This window comes from Agromyces protaetiae (genome assembly GCF_030866785.1).
GTDB classification, from domain to species: domain Bacteria; phylum Actinomycetota; class Actinomycetes; order Actinomycetales; family Microbacteriaceae; genus Agromyces; species Agromyces silvae.
This window is the reverse complement of the sequence record NZ_CP133018.1, coordinates 1,051,305-1,067,198: the sequence shown is the minus strand read 5'-3', so window position 1 is coordinate 1,067,198 and position 15,894 is coordinate 1,051,305. Positions and strand designations below refer to the sequence as shown.

Annotated in this window: 15 protein-coding genes and 1 tRNA gene; 4 read left to right on the top strand and 12 right to left on the bottom strand. The window is 71.4% G+C overall.

Annotated features, from left to right (window positions below):
* The 9 genes from QU602_RS05010 to galU form a co-directional block, all read right to left on the bottom strand.
* Positions 1-882, bottom strand: coding sequence for an ABC transporter ATP-binding protein (locus tag QU602_RS05010; protein ID WP_308799120.1), 882 nt, complete (start codon positions 880-882; stop codon positions 1-3).
* A complete protein-coding gene (locus tag QU602_RS05005; RefSeq protein WP_308799119.1) occupies positions 869-1,654 on the bottom strand; it encodes an ABC transporter ATP-binding protein in 786 nt (261 codons plus the stop codon). The genes QU602_RS05010 and QU602_RS05005 overlap by 14 nt, the downstream gene beginning before the upstream one ends.
* Positions 1,651-2,535: an ABC transporter permease gene (locus tag QU602_RS05000; protein WP_308799118.1), complete on the bottom strand. Its 885-nt coding sequence runs from the start codon at positions 2,533-2,535 to the stop codon at positions 1,651-1,653. Before QU602_RS05000 ends, QU602_RS05005 begins: the two co-directional genes overlap by 4 nt.
* Positions 2,532-3,554: an ABC transporter permease gene (locus tag QU602_RS04995; protein WP_308799117.1), complete on the bottom strand. Its 1,023-nt coding sequence runs from the start codon at positions 3,552-3,554 to the stop codon at positions 2,532-2,534. The genes QU602_RS05000 and QU602_RS04995 overlap by 4 nt, the downstream gene beginning before the upstream one ends.
* An 88-nt stretch (positions 3,555-3,642) precedes the next feature.
* Positions 3,643-5,253 carry an ABC transporter substrate-binding protein gene (locus QU602_RS04990; protein ID WP_308799116.1) on the bottom strand — a complete coding sequence of 537 codons (1,611 nt, stop codon included), beginning with the start codon at positions 5,251-5,253 and terminating at the stop codon, positions 3,643-3,645.
* Positions 5,254-5,657: 404 nt separating this feature from the next.
* Positions 5,658-5,730 (bottom strand) — tRNA-Ala (locus QU602_RS04985).
* 63 nt (positions 5,731-5,793) lie between these two features.
* The gene (locus QU602_RS04980; protein ID WP_308799115.1) at positions 5,794-6,801 is read right to left on the bottom strand and encodes a hypothetical protein; all 1,008 of its coding nucleotides are present in this window, start codon (positions 6,799-6,801) and stop codon (positions 5,794-5,796) included.
* 112 nt (positions 6,802-6,913) lie between these two features.
* Complete coding sequence (locus QU602_RS04975) at positions 6,914-7,579, bottom strand: GNAT family N-acetyltransferase (RefSeq protein WP_308799114.1); 666 nt, start codon at positions 7,577-7,579, stop codon at positions 6,914-6,916.
* Between the two features lie 2 nt (positions 7,580-7,581).
* A complete protein-coding gene (galU, locus tag QU602_RS04970) occupies positions 7,582-8,484 on the bottom strand; it encodes a UTP--glucose-1-phosphate uridylyltransferase GalU (protein ID WP_308799113.1) in 903 nt (300 codons plus the stop codon).
* A 55-nt stretch (positions 8,485-8,539) separates the two neighbouring features.
* Here galU and QU602_RS04965 point away from each other — a divergent pair, with 55 nt between their 5' ends.
* Genes QU602_RS04965 through mscL form a run of 3 tightly spaced genes read left to right on the top strand, consistent with a single transcriptional unit; the run spans position 8,540 to position 10,053 of the window.
* Entirely contained in the window at positions 8,540-9,121 is a 582-nt protein-coding gene (locus QU602_RS04965) for a 5-formyltetrahydrofolate cyclo-ligase (RefSeq protein WP_308799112.1), read from the top strand.
* A 37-nt stretch (positions 9,122-9,158) separates the two neighbouring features.
* Positions 9,159-9,497, top strand: coding sequence for an FmdB family zinc ribbon protein (locus tag QU602_RS04960; RefSeq protein WP_308799111.1), 339 nt, complete (start codon positions 9,159-9,161; stop codon positions 9,495-9,497).
* A gap of 49 nt (positions 9,498-9,546) precedes the next feature.
* A complete protein-coding gene (gene mscL, locus QU602_RS04955; RefSeq protein ID WP_308799110.1) occupies positions 9,547-10,053 on the top strand; it encodes a large-conductance mechanosensitive channel protein MscL in 507 nt (168 codons plus the stop codon).
* A 123-nt stretch (positions 10,054-10,176) separates the two neighbouring features.
* Here mscL and QU602_RS04950 read toward each other — a convergent pair whose 3' ends face one another.
* Positions 10,177-10,467, bottom strand: a complete 291-nt coding sequence (locus tag QU602_RS04950; RefSeq protein ID WP_308799109.1) for a hypothetical protein — start codon at positions 10,465-10,467, stop codon at positions 10,177-10,179.
* Positions 10,464-14,210 (bottom strand): AAA family ATPase, encoded by a 3,747-nt coding sequence (locus QU602_RS04945; RefSeq protein WP_373692886.1) that lies wholly within the window; start codon positions 14,208-14,210, stop codon positions 10,464-10,466. The genes QU602_RS04950 and QU602_RS04945 overlap by 4 nt, the downstream gene beginning before the upstream one ends.
* Positions 14,211-14,306: 96 nt before the next feature.
* Here QU602_RS04945 and QU602_RS04940 point away from each other — a divergent pair, with 96 nt between their 5' ends.
* On the top strand, positions 14,307-14,630 hold the full coding sequence (locus QU602_RS04940; protein WP_308799108.1) for a rhodanese-like domain-containing protein: 324 nt from the start codon (positions 14,307-14,309) through the stop codon (positions 14,628-14,630).
* Between the two features lie 60 nt (positions 14,631-14,690).
* On the opposite strand, the gene ald is transcribed toward QU602_RS04940, so the two are convergent.
* Complete coding sequence (gene ald, locus QU602_RS04935) at positions 14,691-15,788, bottom strand: alanine dehydrogenase (protein WP_308799107.1); 1,098 nt, start codon at positions 15,786-15,788, stop codon at positions 14,691-14,693.
* Positions 15,789-15,894 lie beyond the last annotated feature (106 nt).

Sequence of the window (15,894 nt, the reverse complement as noted above, 5' to 3'; positions counted from 1 at the left end):
TCAGATCTCCTGGCTCGTGGTGAACGTGGAAGGGTCGGGTTCGATCACGTCGGGGGTGACGAGCTCGGCGGCTGCGGGGGCGACGGCGGCCTCGCCGCGTTCACGCAGCAGTCGCCGACGGCGCCCGGGCTCGGCGGTCGGCACCGCCGCCAGCAGCGTGCGCGTGTACGCGTGGCGCGGATCGGTCAGCACGCTCCGGTCGCCGCGCTCGACGATCGCGCCGCGCTGCATCACGATCACGTCGTGCGCGATCGCCTGCGCGACGTCGATGTCGTGGGTGATGAAGATGTAGGTCAGGTTCCGCTCGGCCTGCAGCTCACGGAGCAGCGCGACGATCTTGCCGCGCACGGACTGGTCGAGGCCGCTGGTCGGCTCGTCGAGCACCACGAGGTCGGGACCGGGCCCGAGGGCCCGCGCGATCGCGACGCGCTGCTGCTGACCGCCCGAGAGCTCGGATGGCCGGCGCCGCCGCACCTCGCGCGGGAGGTGCACGGCGTCGAGCAGTTCGTCGACGCGTCTCGACGCGGCCTCGCGACCGAGCCCGCCCAGCAGCCGGAGCGGCTCCGCCAGCGTCGTCTCGACCCGGAACTTGGCGTTCAGGGACTGCAGCGGAGACTGGAAGACCATCTGGATGCGGCGGCGCTGCGCGCCCCGGAAGGCCCGCTCGTCGAGCGGCGCGCCGTCGAAGCGGATCGAGCCGGCCGTCGCGGGCTGCAGCCCGGCCACGATCGTGCCGAGCGTCGACTTGCCCGAGCCCGACTCACCGACGATCGCGAGGGTGCGACCCGCGTCCAGCGAGGCGGAGACGCCGGTGAGCGCGTCGACGACGTGCCCGCGGCTGCGGAACTGCTTGCTGAGCCCGTCGATCTCAAGCAGCGCCATCGCGCACCTCCAGCTCGTCGGCCGCCTCCAGCAGGTAGCGGGTGTACTCGTGCTGCGGACGGGCGAGCAGGTCGGCGGTGGCGGCCGTCTCGACGAGGTCGCCGCGATAGAGCACATTCACCCGGTCGCAGGTCTCGGCGACGACGCCGAGGTCGTGCGTGACGAGCAGTACCCCGCACCCGGTCTCCTCGGCGAGCTCGACGATCAGGTCGAGGATCTGCGCCTGCACGGTGACGTCGAGCGCGGTCGTCGGCTCGTCGGCGAGCAGCAGCGCGGGCCGGCACGCGAGCGCCATCGCGATCATCACGCGCTGGCACATGCCGCCCGAGAGCTGGTGCGGGTAGGCACGAGCGGTGCCCTCGGGGTTCGCGATGTGCACGCGGCCGAGCAGGTCGATCGCGCGGCGGCGCGCCTCGCGGCGGTCGGTGCGCTGGTGCAGCAAGACCATGCGCGCGATCTGATCGCCCACCCGCATCAGCGGGTTGAGCGAGTCGCGCGGGTTCTGGAAGATCATCGCGAAGCGCGAGGAGACCGAGCGGTGCGGTGCTGCGGTGACGTCGACGCCGTCGACGAGGAAGCGGCCGCCGGTCTGCACCACGCCGCGCGGCAGGATGCCCATGGCCGCGAGCGCCGTCATCGACTTGCCTGAGCCGGACTCGCCGACGAGGCCGACGATCTCGCCGGGCTGCACGTCGAGGCTCACACCGCGGAGCAACGGGGCACCGGTCGCTTTCACCTCGACGTCGAGTCGCTCGATGGTCAGCCGGCTCATGCGTGGTCTCCCGCCAGGTCGTCGCCGATGAAGTGCAGCGCCATCACGGTGATCGCGATCATCAGGCCCGGGAAGAACGCGGTCCACCACTGACCGGTGAGCATGTTCTGCGCTCCCTCGGCCACCATGACGCCCCATTCGGCGGTCGGCGGGTGGATGCCGATGCCGAGGTAGGCGAGGCCCGCGACGTTGAGGATGGAGTAGCCGCACACGAGGGTCAGCTGCACGGCACCCGGGCGGATCGAGTTCGGCAGCACGTGCCGGAATGCGATGCGCGGCCAGCGCCCGCCGGAGACGCGCGCCGCGGCGACGTAGTCGAGCTCGCGCTCGCTCAGCGCCTTCGCACGCACCAGCCGCACGAACGGGGCGACCTGCGCGACGGCGAGCGCGATGATCAGGTTCGGCAGCGAGTCGCCGAGTGAGACCAGCAGGATCATGGCGAGGATGAAGCCGGGGAACGCCATCAGGATGTCGACGGCCCGCATGATGACGTCGTCCACCCGGCCGCCGAGGTATCCGGAGATGACGCCGATGCCTGAGCCGACCACCATGGCGATGAGCGCCACGCTGACGCCCAGCACCAGGTCGAGCCGGATGGCGTGCACGCAGCGCGCGAAGATGTCGCGCCCGAAGCTGTCGGTACCGAACCAGTACTCGGCCGACGGCGGCAGGAACGGCGCGGCGACCCGTGCGGCGGGGTCGGCCACGAAGAGCGGGCCGAGGATGCCGAGGACGAGGAGCGCACCGATGATGATGAGCCCGGCGATGAGGAACGGACGACGCCGGCGAGTCCGCGCACGCAGGCCGGCGGCCGTGCCGGGCGTTCCCGGCGAGGTCGGCGTCGGCAGTGCGCCGCCGGTCGCCGTCGATGCGGTGGTCATGCGGCCCTCCTTCCGATTCGGATCCGCGGATCGACCAGTCCGTAGACGAGGTCGACGGCGAAGTTCAAGGCGATGTAGATGACGCCGATGATGAGCGCGTAGCCCTGCAGCAGTCCGAGGTCGTTGCTGCCGAGGGCGTCGTATGCGACGCGTCCCATGCCGGGCCAGCTGAAGAGCCGTTCGACGATGACGTTGCCGCCGAGCAGGAACCCGAACACGAGACCGATCGCGGTGAGGACTTGCAGCATGGCGTTGCGCAGCTGGTCGCGCCACAGCACCTCACGTCCGGGGACGCCGTAGGCCCGCGCGGTGCGGACGAAGCCCGAGTCGTCGGTCGCGATCATGGCCGAGCGCACCATCTTCAGCACCGCGGCGGAGGCGCCGATGCCGAGCGTGAGGGCGGGCAGCGCGAGCGCCCTGAGCGCGTCCCAGCTCGCGGCCGGATCGCCCGTGAAGAGCCCGTCGAGCACGAACAGGCCGGTGACGGTCTGCGGCGGGGTCTGCCCGATGGGGAGCCGCCCGACCGGGCCGGGGAAGAGGCCCGCGGTGGAGTAGAGCGCGAAGATCAGCAGCAGGCCCAGCCAGACCGGCGCCATGCTCGAGCCGAGCACGGCGAAGATCCGGGCGAGCACGTCGGGCACCTTGCCGCGCTTGGCGGCCGCCAGCATGCCCAGGGGGAACCCGATGACCAGGGCGACGACAAGCCCCGCGATGGCGAGCTCGATCGTGGCGGGCAGCCGGGCGAAGAGCTCGTCGGCCACGGGCCGGCCGGTGGAGATCGCCATGCCCATGTCACCCTGCACGAGGCCGCCGAGGTAGTCGAACAGCTGACGCCAGAGCGGCTGGTCGAGGCCCATCTGCTCGCGCAGGGCCTGGACGTCTTCGGCGGATGCCTCGGGGCCGAGGCGTGCCGCGGCGGCATCGCCGGGCAGGATGCGGACGACGAAGAAGACCGTCAGGACGAGTCCGAAGACGGTGACCGCCGAGATGGCGAGCCGGCGCAGGATGTAACCGATCACGCGGGCGACTCCTTCGATGCGTGGGCGTGAGACGGGGCGGGAGGCGATGGCGGGGTGGGGATGCCTCGGCGTCCCCACCCCGCTCCGCTCACTCCTTGGTGAGGTACTGCAGGCGCAGCTGCTCGGTGTTGTCCTTGGTCACACCCGAGACGCCGTCACGCACGACGTACGTCCAGTCGGGGTTCCAGATCGGCACGAGCGGCATCTCGTCGAAGATGATCTGCTGTGCCTCGGCCGAGATCGCCGCACGCTCGTCGGCGTCCTGCGTCGCGAAGCCCGAGAGGATCAGCTCGTCGAGCGCCGGGTTGGAGTAGTTGTTGAAGTTGGTGCCCGCACCGGTGCCGACGAGCGAACGCATCTGGTAGAACGGGTCGGCTCCCCAGCCCAGGAAGTTGTTCAGGTAGAGCTCGAGGTCGCGGGCCGTCGTGCGCTGCGTGAACTCCGCGTCGGGCAGCGCATTGATCTGAACGTCGATCCCGATCTCGGCGAGCGCGGACTGGATGTAGACCGCTGCACGGCTCTCGACCGCCGACGACTGCTTGAACGACAGCGACGTGGTGAACGGTCCGACCCCGGCCTCGTCCAGCAGCGCCTGCGCCGCGGCGAGGTCCTCCTCGAAGGCGATGACGTCGGAGTGGGTCTCCATCCCGGCGGGGACGATGCCGGTCGACGCGTTCGCGTAGCCGTACATCACCTCGTCCACGAAGGTGTCGTAGGGCAGGGCGAGGGCGATGGCCTGACGCACGCGTGGGTCGTCGAAGGGCGCCATGGTGGTGTTGATGCCCAGGTATTCGAGACGGTTCGAGTCGAGCGAGACGACATTGAGGCCGTCGACGTCCTCGAGCTCCGCGACCTGGTCGAGCTGCAGCCCGCCCGCGAGGTCGATCTCGCCGTTCTGCAGCAGCAGTGCGCGCTGCGACGCGTCGGCGACGAACTGGATGGTGACCCCGGCGTTCGCGATCTTGTCCTGGTCGTAGTACGCCTCGTTCGGCGTGAGCGTGATGCTCGTCGTGGGGTCGAACTGTCCGACGCTGTACGGACCCGACGAGTTCGCGTTCGCCTTGAACCAGGCGCCCGCCCAGGCGTCGTCCGCGGTGGCGTTCGCCTCGCCGGTCGTCTTGGAGAAGATGCCGAAGGGCTGCATGGCGAGCATCTTGTCGAGCAGAGGGCTCGCGAAGGCGGCCGTGACCTGGACCGTCGTGTCGTCGACGGCGACGAAGCTGTCGGCGGTGAGCCCGACCATGGCGTACAGGGTCTTCGTGTACGCCGAGGTCATCTCGAGCCCGCGCTGGTAGGACCAGACGACGTCGTCCGCGGTCAGCGGGGTGCCGTCGGCGAAGGTGAGGCCGTCCTTGAGCGTGGCGGTGAGGACGGTGCCGGTCTCGTCGTACTCGTAGCTGTCCGCCAGCGCGTTGGAGAACTCGGTCGTGCCGACCTGCACGATCCCGTCCTCGTCATAGGTCTGCTCGATGAGCTGTTCGACCAGTCCGCCCGTGGTGACCATGGAGCCCGGCGTACGCCACTGCTGCGGGTCGAGGATGTCGACCGCGCTGTCGAGGCTGATGACGAGCGGCTGCTTCTCGGAGTCGGCGGTGCCGCCGTCCGCGGGGCCGGCCGCGGTGCAGCCGGCGAGCGCGACGATGCCGGTCAGGGCGAGGGCGGCGGCGGCAGGGCGTCGCCGAAGACGGTGCGATTTCACGGGCGGATCCTCCAGGGTGTCAAGACAGTGGTGCCGGACACAGGACGCCGTGGCGTGCAGCTTGCGCGGGTGAGGAGCAGCCGCGCGTGTGCCGAGGCGTCGCAGTATGGACACCTTGCCCGAACCGCGTCACCCCGGCCTCGGGCCTGGAACCAAGTCCGTTCGCGGCGGCGTTGTGCTCGAGCACAGATACGTTCGGCTCGCGTGCAACGGCGGGCGCGCGCGACACGGCGCTGCCACCACGGCGAAACACGGAGTTTACGTCGGCAGCGCCCGCCCGGGCCGTTCTTGCCGAGACACGCCTGAGCCGGGATTCCCCTGCCGCTCGCGCGCCGGAAACGACAAACGGCTGACCTCGCAGCGGGCGAGCATCAGCCGTTCTTGTATTCCTATGTATCGATTTGTGGACCCAGGGGGATTCGAACCCCCGACCTTCTCATTGCGAACGAGACGCGCTACCAACTGCGCCATGGGCCCAAGCCGTGAATGACTCTATCATCCCGTACCGCGTGATCTTGACCACGCTGGCCCGCGGAAGGCTCAGACCGCCTCGCGGCGACGGCGCAGTACGGCGTCGAGGCCCTCGAAGCCGGGCTCGGCGTCGCCCACGAGGCCCATGCGCGCGTAGGGATTGGCCGGCACGGATGTCTCGGCCGACGCCGAGGCCGACGCGGCGGGCGCGGCCGGCACGGCCCGCGGCGCGAGCTTCGGCAGTTCGGGCTCGAGCTTCGCGGCCCGCTCGGCGATGGCCTGGTCGACCGCGGCCCGCCGCAGCCCCTCGGCCGCCTCGACCGACGCCATCGCAGCGGCCGCGATCGTACCGCGGGAGAGATGCAGCGGCTTCGGCAGCGGCTGGGGCGTCCAGCTGGTCGCGGGTGCCGTGACGGGTTCGGGCAGGTCGATCGGCTCGAACCGCGCGGCGGGCGCGGCGGGGGCGACGATGGGCGCGGCGGCGACCGGCACGCGACGGCGTGCGAGCACGGCCACGCCCGCGAACCCGGCGACGGCTCCCGCGAGTCCGGCCGCGGCGACGAATGGAGAGAGGCCAAACGGCAGCCCGACGGCACCCACGACGACGACGATGACCGAGACGAGCATGCCGAGCGAGCATGCGGCGCGGCGACGACGCAGGGCGCGGCGCGACACGACCGGGTCCGAGCTCCTCGCGGCGACGGATGCCTCGGCCTCGGCCCGCCGCTTCGCGGCCAGTGCCCGCTCCGCCTTCTCGCGGGCTGCGGCAGCACGCTGCTCGGCGGCGGCGCGCTCGGCGATCGCGAGCTGCTCGGCGGCCTCGGCCTCGAGTCTCGCCTGCTCGCTGCGCTGGGCGAGGATGCGCTGCTGCGCGGCCACGTCGCGAGCGGTCGCCTCGACCCTCACCTCTTCGGGAGTCTCGGCGGTCTCGGCGAGGATTCGGAGCGTCTGCTGCAGCCGCACGGCGTTGCGCTCGGTCGCGAGGTACTGGCCGCGACGGAACCACGTCGGCAGCAGGTAGGCCACCCAGAGCGCAGCGGCCACGGCCACGAGCACTCCCCCGCCGATCGCGTCCATGCGTCAACGCTAGGGGACGCGAGGCATCCGGTGGCGCCCGCACCGCGGGCGTGTCAGCGATCCGGCGGCGAGTTCCCAGCTCCGTGGCCGGATCCCGGCCGGCGAGCGGCGCTCAGCGCCGATGCGGCAGCTGCAGCGGCAGCGCCGCGGCGTCGAGGTCGGCCTGCGGCACGCGCGCCGCGTCGGCGGGCACCCGGCCGTCGCGCCAGCGGGCGAGCACGCCGCCCGGCACCTCTTCGGCGACGAGCGCGAACGCGAAGTGATCGCGCCAGTCGCCGTCGATATGGATGAACCGGCGCCTGAGCCCCTCGTACCGGAACCCCAGCTTCTCGACGACCCGCAGCGAGGGCGCGTTCTCGGGGCGGATGCAGATCTCCATGCGATGCAACCGGAGCGTCGAGAAGCAGTAGTCGGTCGCGAGCGCGACCGCGGCCGGGGTCACACCACGACCCGCGAACCCCTGCGCCACCCAGTACCCGATCGATGCGGACGACAGCGAGCCGTACGCGATCGAGGAGACGTTGAGCTGGCCGACGAGCGCGCCGCCGACCTCGATCACGAAGGGCAGTCCGTTGCCGGCGCGCGCATGCGCGGTCAGGCTCCGGATGCTCGCCCTGGTGTCGATGATCGTGCCGCCGCCCGGATAGGTCGCCTCCCACCGCCTGAGCCAGGTGCGATTGTCGAGCAGCACCCGCTCGAGCGGCCTCGCGTCCTTCGCGCGAATGGGCCGGAGCGTGACCTCACCGTCGCGGAGCGTCGGCAGGACGGCGGCGGGCATGGTCAGGCGACGCCGTCGCCGGCGACGAAGCCGGCGAGCCACGCACGAAGGTCGGGGCCGATGTCGTCGCGGTCGACCGCGAGCTGCACGACGGCCTTGATGTAGTCGAGCTTGTCGCCGGTGTCGTACCGCCGGCCGCGGAACACGACGCCGTACACGCCACCGGTGCCCTCGACGTCGGCGGCCATCTCCATGAGCGCGTCGGTGAGCTGGATCTCGCCGCCCTTGCCGGGCTTGGTGTGCTCGAGCACGTCGAACACGTCGGGCTTCAGCACGTACCGGCCGATGACGGCGTAGTTGGAGGGCGCGACCTCTTTCGCGGGCTTCTCGACGAGGCCCGTCACGCGCACGACGTCGGGGTCGTCGGTGGCCTCGACCTCGGCCGCGCCGTACATGTGGATCTGGTCGGGGTCGACCTCGAGCAGCGCGATGACGGTCGCCCCGCGCTTGTCGTGCTCCTCGAGCATGCGCGTGAGCAGCACGTCCCGGGCGTCGATGAGGTCATCGCCGAGCAGCACCGCGAACGACTCGTGGTTCACGTGCTTGCGGGCGCGCAGCACCGCGTGGCCGAGCCCCTTGGGGTCGCCCTGCCGCACGAAGTGCACGTCGGCGAGGTCGCTCGACTCGGTGACCCGCTTGAGCTTGGACTCGTCGCCCTTGTTCTCGAGGGTCTGCTCGAGCTCGGTCACGCGGTCGAAGTGGTTGGCGAGCGCGTTCTTGTTCCGCCCGATGATCATGAGCACGTCGTCGAGCCCCGCGGCGACCGCCTCTTCCACGACGTACTGGATCGCGGGCTTGTCCACGACGGGGAGCATCTCTTTCGGCATCGCTTTCGTGGCTGGGAGGAATCGCGTGCCGAGTCCTGCCGCAGGGATGACTGCCTTCGTGATGCGCTTCGTCGTCATGCGGTTCAGCGTAGCGAACACCGGTGTGCACACGAGGGACGCCTAGGATCGTGGCATGCCCCCTGAGGACCCGGACGTGGTCAAGCGCATCCTCCGCGCCGAGCTCCGCGAGCGTCGCCAGAACATGCCCGCCCACGAGCGCGAGCTCGCGAGCGAGGGACTCACCGCGCGCTTGAGGGAGCTCGTCGCCGAGACCGGCGCCACGTCGCTCTCGTGCTACCTCTCGATGCCCGCCGAGCCTGATACGCGCCCGTTCGTGAACTGGGCCGAGGCATCGGGCATCCGGGTGCTGTTCCCCGTGACCCGTGAGGACGGCCTGCTCGACTGGACCGTCGGCGAGGACGAGACGGAGCGCTTGGGACTCGCGGGCGTGCCCGAGGCCGAGGGCGAGCTGCTCGGGCCGATGGCCATCAACGACGTCGACCTCATCATCGTGCCGGCCGCCGCGATCGATCGCACGGGCATGCGGCTGGGCTGGGGTCGCGGGTATTTCGACAAGACCCTCGGTTCGATGGGAAAATGTCCCCCGGTGTACGCCGTCGTCTTCGAACGCGAGTTCGTCGAGTCCGTGCCCCGCGAGCTGCACGACCAGCCCGTGAACGGCGTCGTGACGCCGACGCGCATCATCGCCTTCTGAGCCGGGCCTCCGGCCCGCACCCAGCCGAAAGAGCACCATGCCCACCTATTCCTACCGCTGCACCGAGTGCGGCAACGCCTTCGACATCCACCAGGCGTTCACCGACGACTCGCTGACCACCTGCGAGGTCTGCGGCGGCGGCCTGCGAAAGCTCTTCAACACCATCGGCGTCACGTTCAACGGGTCGGGCTTCTACCGCACCGACTCGCGCGCGGGCGCCGGCACGGGCGGGTCGGATGCCTCGTCGGGCAGCGGTTCGAAGAGCGGCGGCTCCTCGGAGTCGAAGCCGGCCGCGTCGTCGAGCACCGCCGGCTCGTCGAGCTCGTCCGGCTCGTCGGGCTCATCCGGTTCGTCCGGTTCATCCAGTTCCTCGTAACATTCGCAGACCATCCCCATCCGTCCCCTACCGACGACAGGAGCGCAGCGTGCTCAAGGGTTTCAAAGAGTTCATCCTCCGCGGCAATGTGATCGAGCTCGCGGTCGCGGTCGTCATCGGCGCCGCGTTCACGGCCGTCGTGAACTCGATCGTGAACAACCTGATCAACCCGCTCATCGGCGTGATCTTCCAGGCCGACAGCCTCGACAGCGCATTGGCGGTGACGATCCCCACGCTCAGCGGTGAGGACGCCGTGATCAGGTTCGGCGCCGTCCTCGGGGCCATCATCACCTTCCTGGTGGTCGCCGCCGTCGTCTACTTCGTGTTCGTGATGCCCATGAACACCGTGAAGGAGCGCGCCGAGGCCCGCCGCAAGGTCGGCGAGCCGGACGCCGACGACCCCGAGACCGAGCTCACCCTGCTCACCGAGATCCGCGACCTGCTCGCGGCCGAACGTGGCACGACGCACACCCCCGCGAGCGGAACGGTCGGCGGCTCGGTACCCGCCCCTGACGCGCCGAGCCCCGACGGCAGCCACGGCAAGCACGCCCAGTAGCCCCGAAGCATCCTCCACCGGTCGAGCCGGCCGGCCCACCGCCACACAGACTCACCGAACGGTCGCAGATGGCGGGTCGCGCAGTGACACACCCACCATCCGCGACCGTTCGCGCGGGAGTCGTCACCAGTGTGGGGGGCGCTCGCGCGTGATGCGCTCGTCGTCGGGGGTGCCGCCCGGGGCGGGCTCGTCGCGCTCGGCCTTCTCCGGCGAGGTGTCGGTGTCCGGAGCGGGCGTCAGCCGTGCGCGGCGGCGGCCCGTGCGCTCCACGCGCTGACGCGCCGGCTGCCGCTGTGCGGGACGGCGTTCGCCCGAGGCATCCGCACCGTCCGACCCACCCGAGGCATCCGACCCACCCGGGCCGGCCGACCCATCCGGCGCGCCCGCGCCCGGCCCGCCCGCCGCAGCGATCACGCCGCCGAGCGCTCGACCTTGCCGAGCACGCTCGCGACGCGGCTCGCCACGGCCTCGGGGTCGCCGAACAGCTCGAAGCTGTGCACGCGCAGGTAGTGCCAGCCCAGCCGGCGCAGCACGTCCGGTCGCAGCCGCAGCGATTCGCGCAGGCTCTGACCCGCCAGGGAGGCATCCGTCTCGATCACGACCGCCTTGCCGGCATGCGCGGCCGCGAGCGCGAGCCGCCCGCGGTAATCGAGCTTCACGCGGATGCCTCGTCGCTCGAGCCGGGCCGCGAGATCGGCGAGCATGACGTCGGGCGCACTGCCCGCGGGGTCCTGCGCCTGCCGCTCCTCGGTCTGGCTCAGCACCTGCGCGAGCGCGAGCACGCCGTTCGACTGCCGCTCGGCGTCGATGTGCTCGGGCCGGAACGCCGACACGAGGTCCATCGAACGCCGGGCACGGGTCATGCCGACGGCGAGCAACCGGTCGCCGCCGGGCTCGCCCAGCGCGCCGAAGTTCGACAGCAGGCGGCCGTGCGGGGTGCGCCCGAACCCGACCGAGAACACGACCCGGTCGCGGCTCTGCGCGACGGACTGCTCGAGCGTCAGCACCGTGAACGGCTCAGCCCGGTCTTTCAGGATGAAGTCCGACAGGTCGCGCCGCTTCGCGAACGCCGCGAGCACCGCCTGGTGCACGCGGCCCGCATGGCGCGGACTCGCGGTGATCACCATGAGCGACTCGCGCGGCCGCTTGACCGCGTGGTCCATGACGAGCTCCACGACCTTCGCGACCTCGGCGTCGAGGCTCTCGACGGTGCCCGTGATGGGGTCGGGCAGGCCATTGTCGTTCACATAGTGCAGCCGCAGGCTGCCGTGGCCGAGGAAGCTGCCCGCCCACGGCAGCGACGAGATGCGGCCGCCGTAGAAGCGACGGTTGACGAGCTCGGCGAGGTCTTCGCCGCCCGCGCGGTAGCTGCGCGTGAGCGTCATCGTCGGCAGCAGCTCGCTGAGCCGCGCGAGCGCCGAGTCGGCGTGCATCGCGTCGACCCCGTGCTCGGCGTCGTGGGCCGAGCCGGCGTCGCCGTCGTCGATGCCGGTCTCGAAGTCGGTCGGCGTCTGCGTCACGGGGTCGCCGAAGGCGACGACCTGCTTGGCCCGGCGGATGGCGCCCAGGTTCTCGGCGATGGTCGTCGCGCCGGCGTCGACGAGGATCACCGCGTCGAACGTGATGGCGTCGTCGATCGCGGACACCTCGTAGGGCGATGCGAGCCACACGGGCGCGAGCAGCCGGAACAGGTGCGGCGCCCCCGCTTGGAGGGCGGCGGGCGGCACGCGGTCAGCACGCAGCATGCGCTTCAGCCGGTCGGCCTCATCGGGGTGGTCGACGAGCGCGACCTTCCAGTTCTCCGCGAGCTTCCACGCGAGCATCGGGCCTCCGGCGGAGGCGTGCGCCTCGTCGACGAGCCGGAAGTCCGCCTCGAGCCGGTCGAGCACCTGCGTGTTGGCGCCGAGCAGCGCCTTGTCGTGCGCGAGCACGCTCTCGAGCATCGACTGCCACCACGCGAGCTCGAGCTCGTCGGCGACCTGATGCTCGGGGACGTGCCGCACCGTGAGATCGACGAGCAGCGGGTCGAGGCCGAGGTCGCGGAGCTTGCCGAGCAGCGCGGTGCGCTCCTGCAGGTTCTGCAGCACCTCGGAGTCGGCGGCGAGCCCGGCGAGCATGCTCGTGAGCTCGCGGATCGGGCGCGCGCCGAGCTGGCGGGCGGTGCCGAGCAGGCCGAGCGGCGCGTCGAGAGACTGCAGATCGGTCGCGACGGTCTGGTAGGCGACGTGCACGTCGTCGATGCCCACCGGCACACCGGGGGTCGCGCCGGCGTCGGAGTAGCGCTGCCACAGCGTGCGCTGCTGCTGGATGCCCCGGAGCGCGGCGTTGAGATCGGACACGTGCACGCCCGGCCGGACGTATTCGAGCGCGAGCCGGCGAAGCCGTCGCCGATTCGCGCCGGTCATGCCGGGCTCGTCGCGGCGCGAGCTGGTCGCCGCGATGAGCTCGCCGAGCGGGCGATCGAAGACCGTCGGGCGGAATCGGTCGAGCGTGTCGCGCACGTCGAGCAGCAGCCGCAGGAAGACGCCGAGCTCGGCGATCGACTCGAACTGGCGCAGACGCGTCTGCGCGATGAGCGAGCGGCCGCGCTCGAGCAGCCGGGGCACGCCGGTCTGATGCAGCCGCTTCGCGAGCGCGTGCGCCGCTTCGGATTCGCCGGCCGACTCGAACGTCGCGCCGTACCAGGGCGAGTCGCCCGGCCCGTACTTGAACTCGCCGAGCGCGGCGGCGCGCACGAGGTCATGGGCGACCTCGGGCCGCCGACCGGCGATCGCCACGAGGCAGCTGTGATCCAGCCGGGCGGTCGTCTGCGGCGCCGGGCGCTTCAGTGCGAGCCGCGAGAGCTCGCCGAGCGCGTCGAGCACCGAGACGCCGAGTTCGGGATCGGGGCGGGTGAGCCCGCCCCGGTAGTCGAGGAGCACCTTGCGCAGGCGCACGAGCGCGTCGTCGACGTCGGCGACGCGCGGCCGCTCGGCTTTCTCGTTGCGCGAGATGGACTGGATGAGCTCCCGTCGGATGCCGGCGGTGGTGACCGCGGCGCCCGGGAGACCGACCTGGCCGAGGCGGTGCGCGATGCCGTCGAGGCTCGCGCGTCGCGAACCGACGACGAGGACCCGCCGGTCGCGCGCGACGAGCGCGCCCACGGCGTTCACGATGGTCTGGGTGCCGCCGGTGCCCGGCAGCGTCTTCACGACGACGGATGCCCCGGCCTCGACCTCGGCGATGACGCGCTCCTGCTCGGGGTCGGCGTCGAGCAGCAGGCGATCACCCTGCGGCGGACGCTGGTCCTGCGGCACGATCGTCGCGGGTTCGCCGCGATTGGCGAGCGCGGCCTTCGCCGCGGGATGCCCGGCGACCGCGTCGATGAGCGGGTGGCTGAGGTCGGCCGCGTCGAGCGCCATCGCCGGGCCGACCTCGGCGAAGCTCGAGACGACGAGGCGCGGCGCGACCCGGAACCACGGCAGGTGCGTGGTGAGCCCGCGCAGGCGATCGATGACCGGCTGCGGCTTGAACACGCCGTTCGTGATCGCGAGCGCGACGAAGGCCTCGGCGTCGAGCGTGATCTGGAACTGGCGTTGCAGCTCGCGCGCGAGCGCGGGGTTGAGGAACGGTTGGCCCTTGAGCTTGAGCTCGAAGTCACGACCGTAGCGGCGGATCGCCAGCGGGCGCAGCAGCACGGGTGCGAGGAACTCCTGCCCCTCGTTGCGCCACGACGCGAGCCCGATCGCGAGGTGCACCGATTCGATGCCGCGGACCGAGCGCAGCTCGATGCCCTTCTGCGTGATCTCGGCCGCGGCCGTCTTCGCGTTGCGGAGCGCGAGCTCGTCGCGGATCAGGCTCGACAGCAGCGTCGACTTGCCGGTGATGAACTGGGGCAGCCCGCCCGGGTGTGTCGTGGACAGCTCGATGCGGGTGCGCGGGGTGTCGACGAACCGCACGAGCGGCGAGCGCCCGCCGAGGGCGCCGAGCTCGGCGAGCCAGCGACGGCGCGCGGGATCGGCGACGTTGCCGGCGACCAGAGCCGGGTCCCCGAGGCTGAGGCCTTCGGGGCTGGTGTGATGCGCAGCGCGAGGTCCCGGGGTGAGGCGGTCGGCGGCGACGTCGGCTTCGCGCGGGAGGAGTTCCTCCCCATCTGGATTCCGATTGAGCCACGGCACACGGAGAGGATATGTGGGAAGTCGGCCGGATCCGCGCAATTGCGGCGGCGATGCGTGGGTTTCGCCTCGAGGCTGCCGGCGGCGTAGCCTCGGGACATGCAAGCAACCGAGCCGGAGCTGCCGACCGCGACGCCTGGAGAGGTGAATGCGCTCGATGACGCGTATGTGCTCGACGTGCGCGAGGCCTCAGAACTCGAGCAGGCCCGCCTCGACGACGCACACCACATCCCGCTCGGCGAGCTCGCCGACCGGGTGGCCGAGGTGCCGCGCGACCGTGCGGTCTATGTGCTCTGCCACGTCGGCGGACGCAGCGCGCAGGCCACGCGCTTCCTCACGCAGCAGGGTGTCGACGCCCGCAACATCGACGGCGGCATCGTCGCGTGGTACCGGGCCGGGCTGCCCGTCACCACGGGCGAGTAGCCCGTCGGTCGGTGTCGATGCGCGCGCCGGCGCTCGCCACTCGACCGACGGGTGGCGTGACTACGCGCTCGCGAGCTCGAGGCCGTGTGCCTTGGCCACGCCCTCGTTCGTGAGGCGTCCGCCCGTCGCGTTCAGGCCCTTCGCGAGCGCGGCGTCTTCGGCGAGCGCGGCCTGCCAGCCGAGGTCGGCGATCTTCGTCGCATACGGCAGCGTGGCGTTGGTGAGCGCCGGTGTCGAGGTGGCGGGCACCGCACCGGGCATGTTGGCCACGCAGTAGAAGATGGCATCGTGCACCGGGTAGGTCGGCTCGGCATGCGTGGTCGGACGTGAGCCCTCGAAGCATCCGCCCTGGTCGATCGCGATGTCGACGAGCACCGCGCCCGGCTTCATGGAGGCGACCATCTCGTCGGTGACGACCTTGGGCGCGGCGGCGCCCGGCACGAGCACCGCGCCGACGACGAGGTCGGCGTCCTTGACCTGGCGCGCGATCTCGTACGGGCTCGATGCGAGCGTCTTGATGCGGTGGTCGTAGCGGGCGTCGAGCTCGCGGAGCTTGGGCAGCGAGATGTCGAAGACCGTGACGTCGGCGCCGAGGCCGAGGGCGGTCGCGGCGGCCTGCTCGCCCGCGACGCCGCCGCCGATGACGACGACCTTCGCGGGTGAGGTGCCGGGCACGCCCGCGAGCAGCACGCCGCGGCCACCCTTGGAGGCGAGCAACGACGCGGCGCCGACCTGCGGTGCGAGCCGGCCTGCGACCTCGCTCATGGGGGTGAGCAGGGGCAGCGACCGGTCGGCGAGCTGCACGGTCTCGTAGGCGATCGCGGTGACACCCGACTCGAGGATCGCACGCGTGAGCGGCAGGTCGGCCGCGAGGTGGAGGTAGGTGAAGAGGGTGAGGTCTTCGCGGAGGAAGCCGTACTCGGCCTCGATCGGCTCCTTGACCTTCAGGACGAGCTCGTTCGCCCAGGCCTCGTCCGCGGTCGCGACGATGGTCGCGCCCGCCTCGCGGTACTCGGCGTCGGTGTACCCGGCGCCGGTGCCCGCACCCGCCTGGATCTCGACGGCGTGACCGCGCTGGGCCAGCGCGTGCGCGCCCGCGGGCGTCATCGCGACGCGGAACTCGTTGTTCTTGATCTCAGCTGGCACGCCGATGCGCATGGTTACTCCGAATGCTCTGTGGTGCGGATGCCTCTATGGTGACTGCTTGTTCGATCGGAGGGAAGGGCTACCGCACATCGTTCGGTAGAGTAGGTTTCGCTCAGCC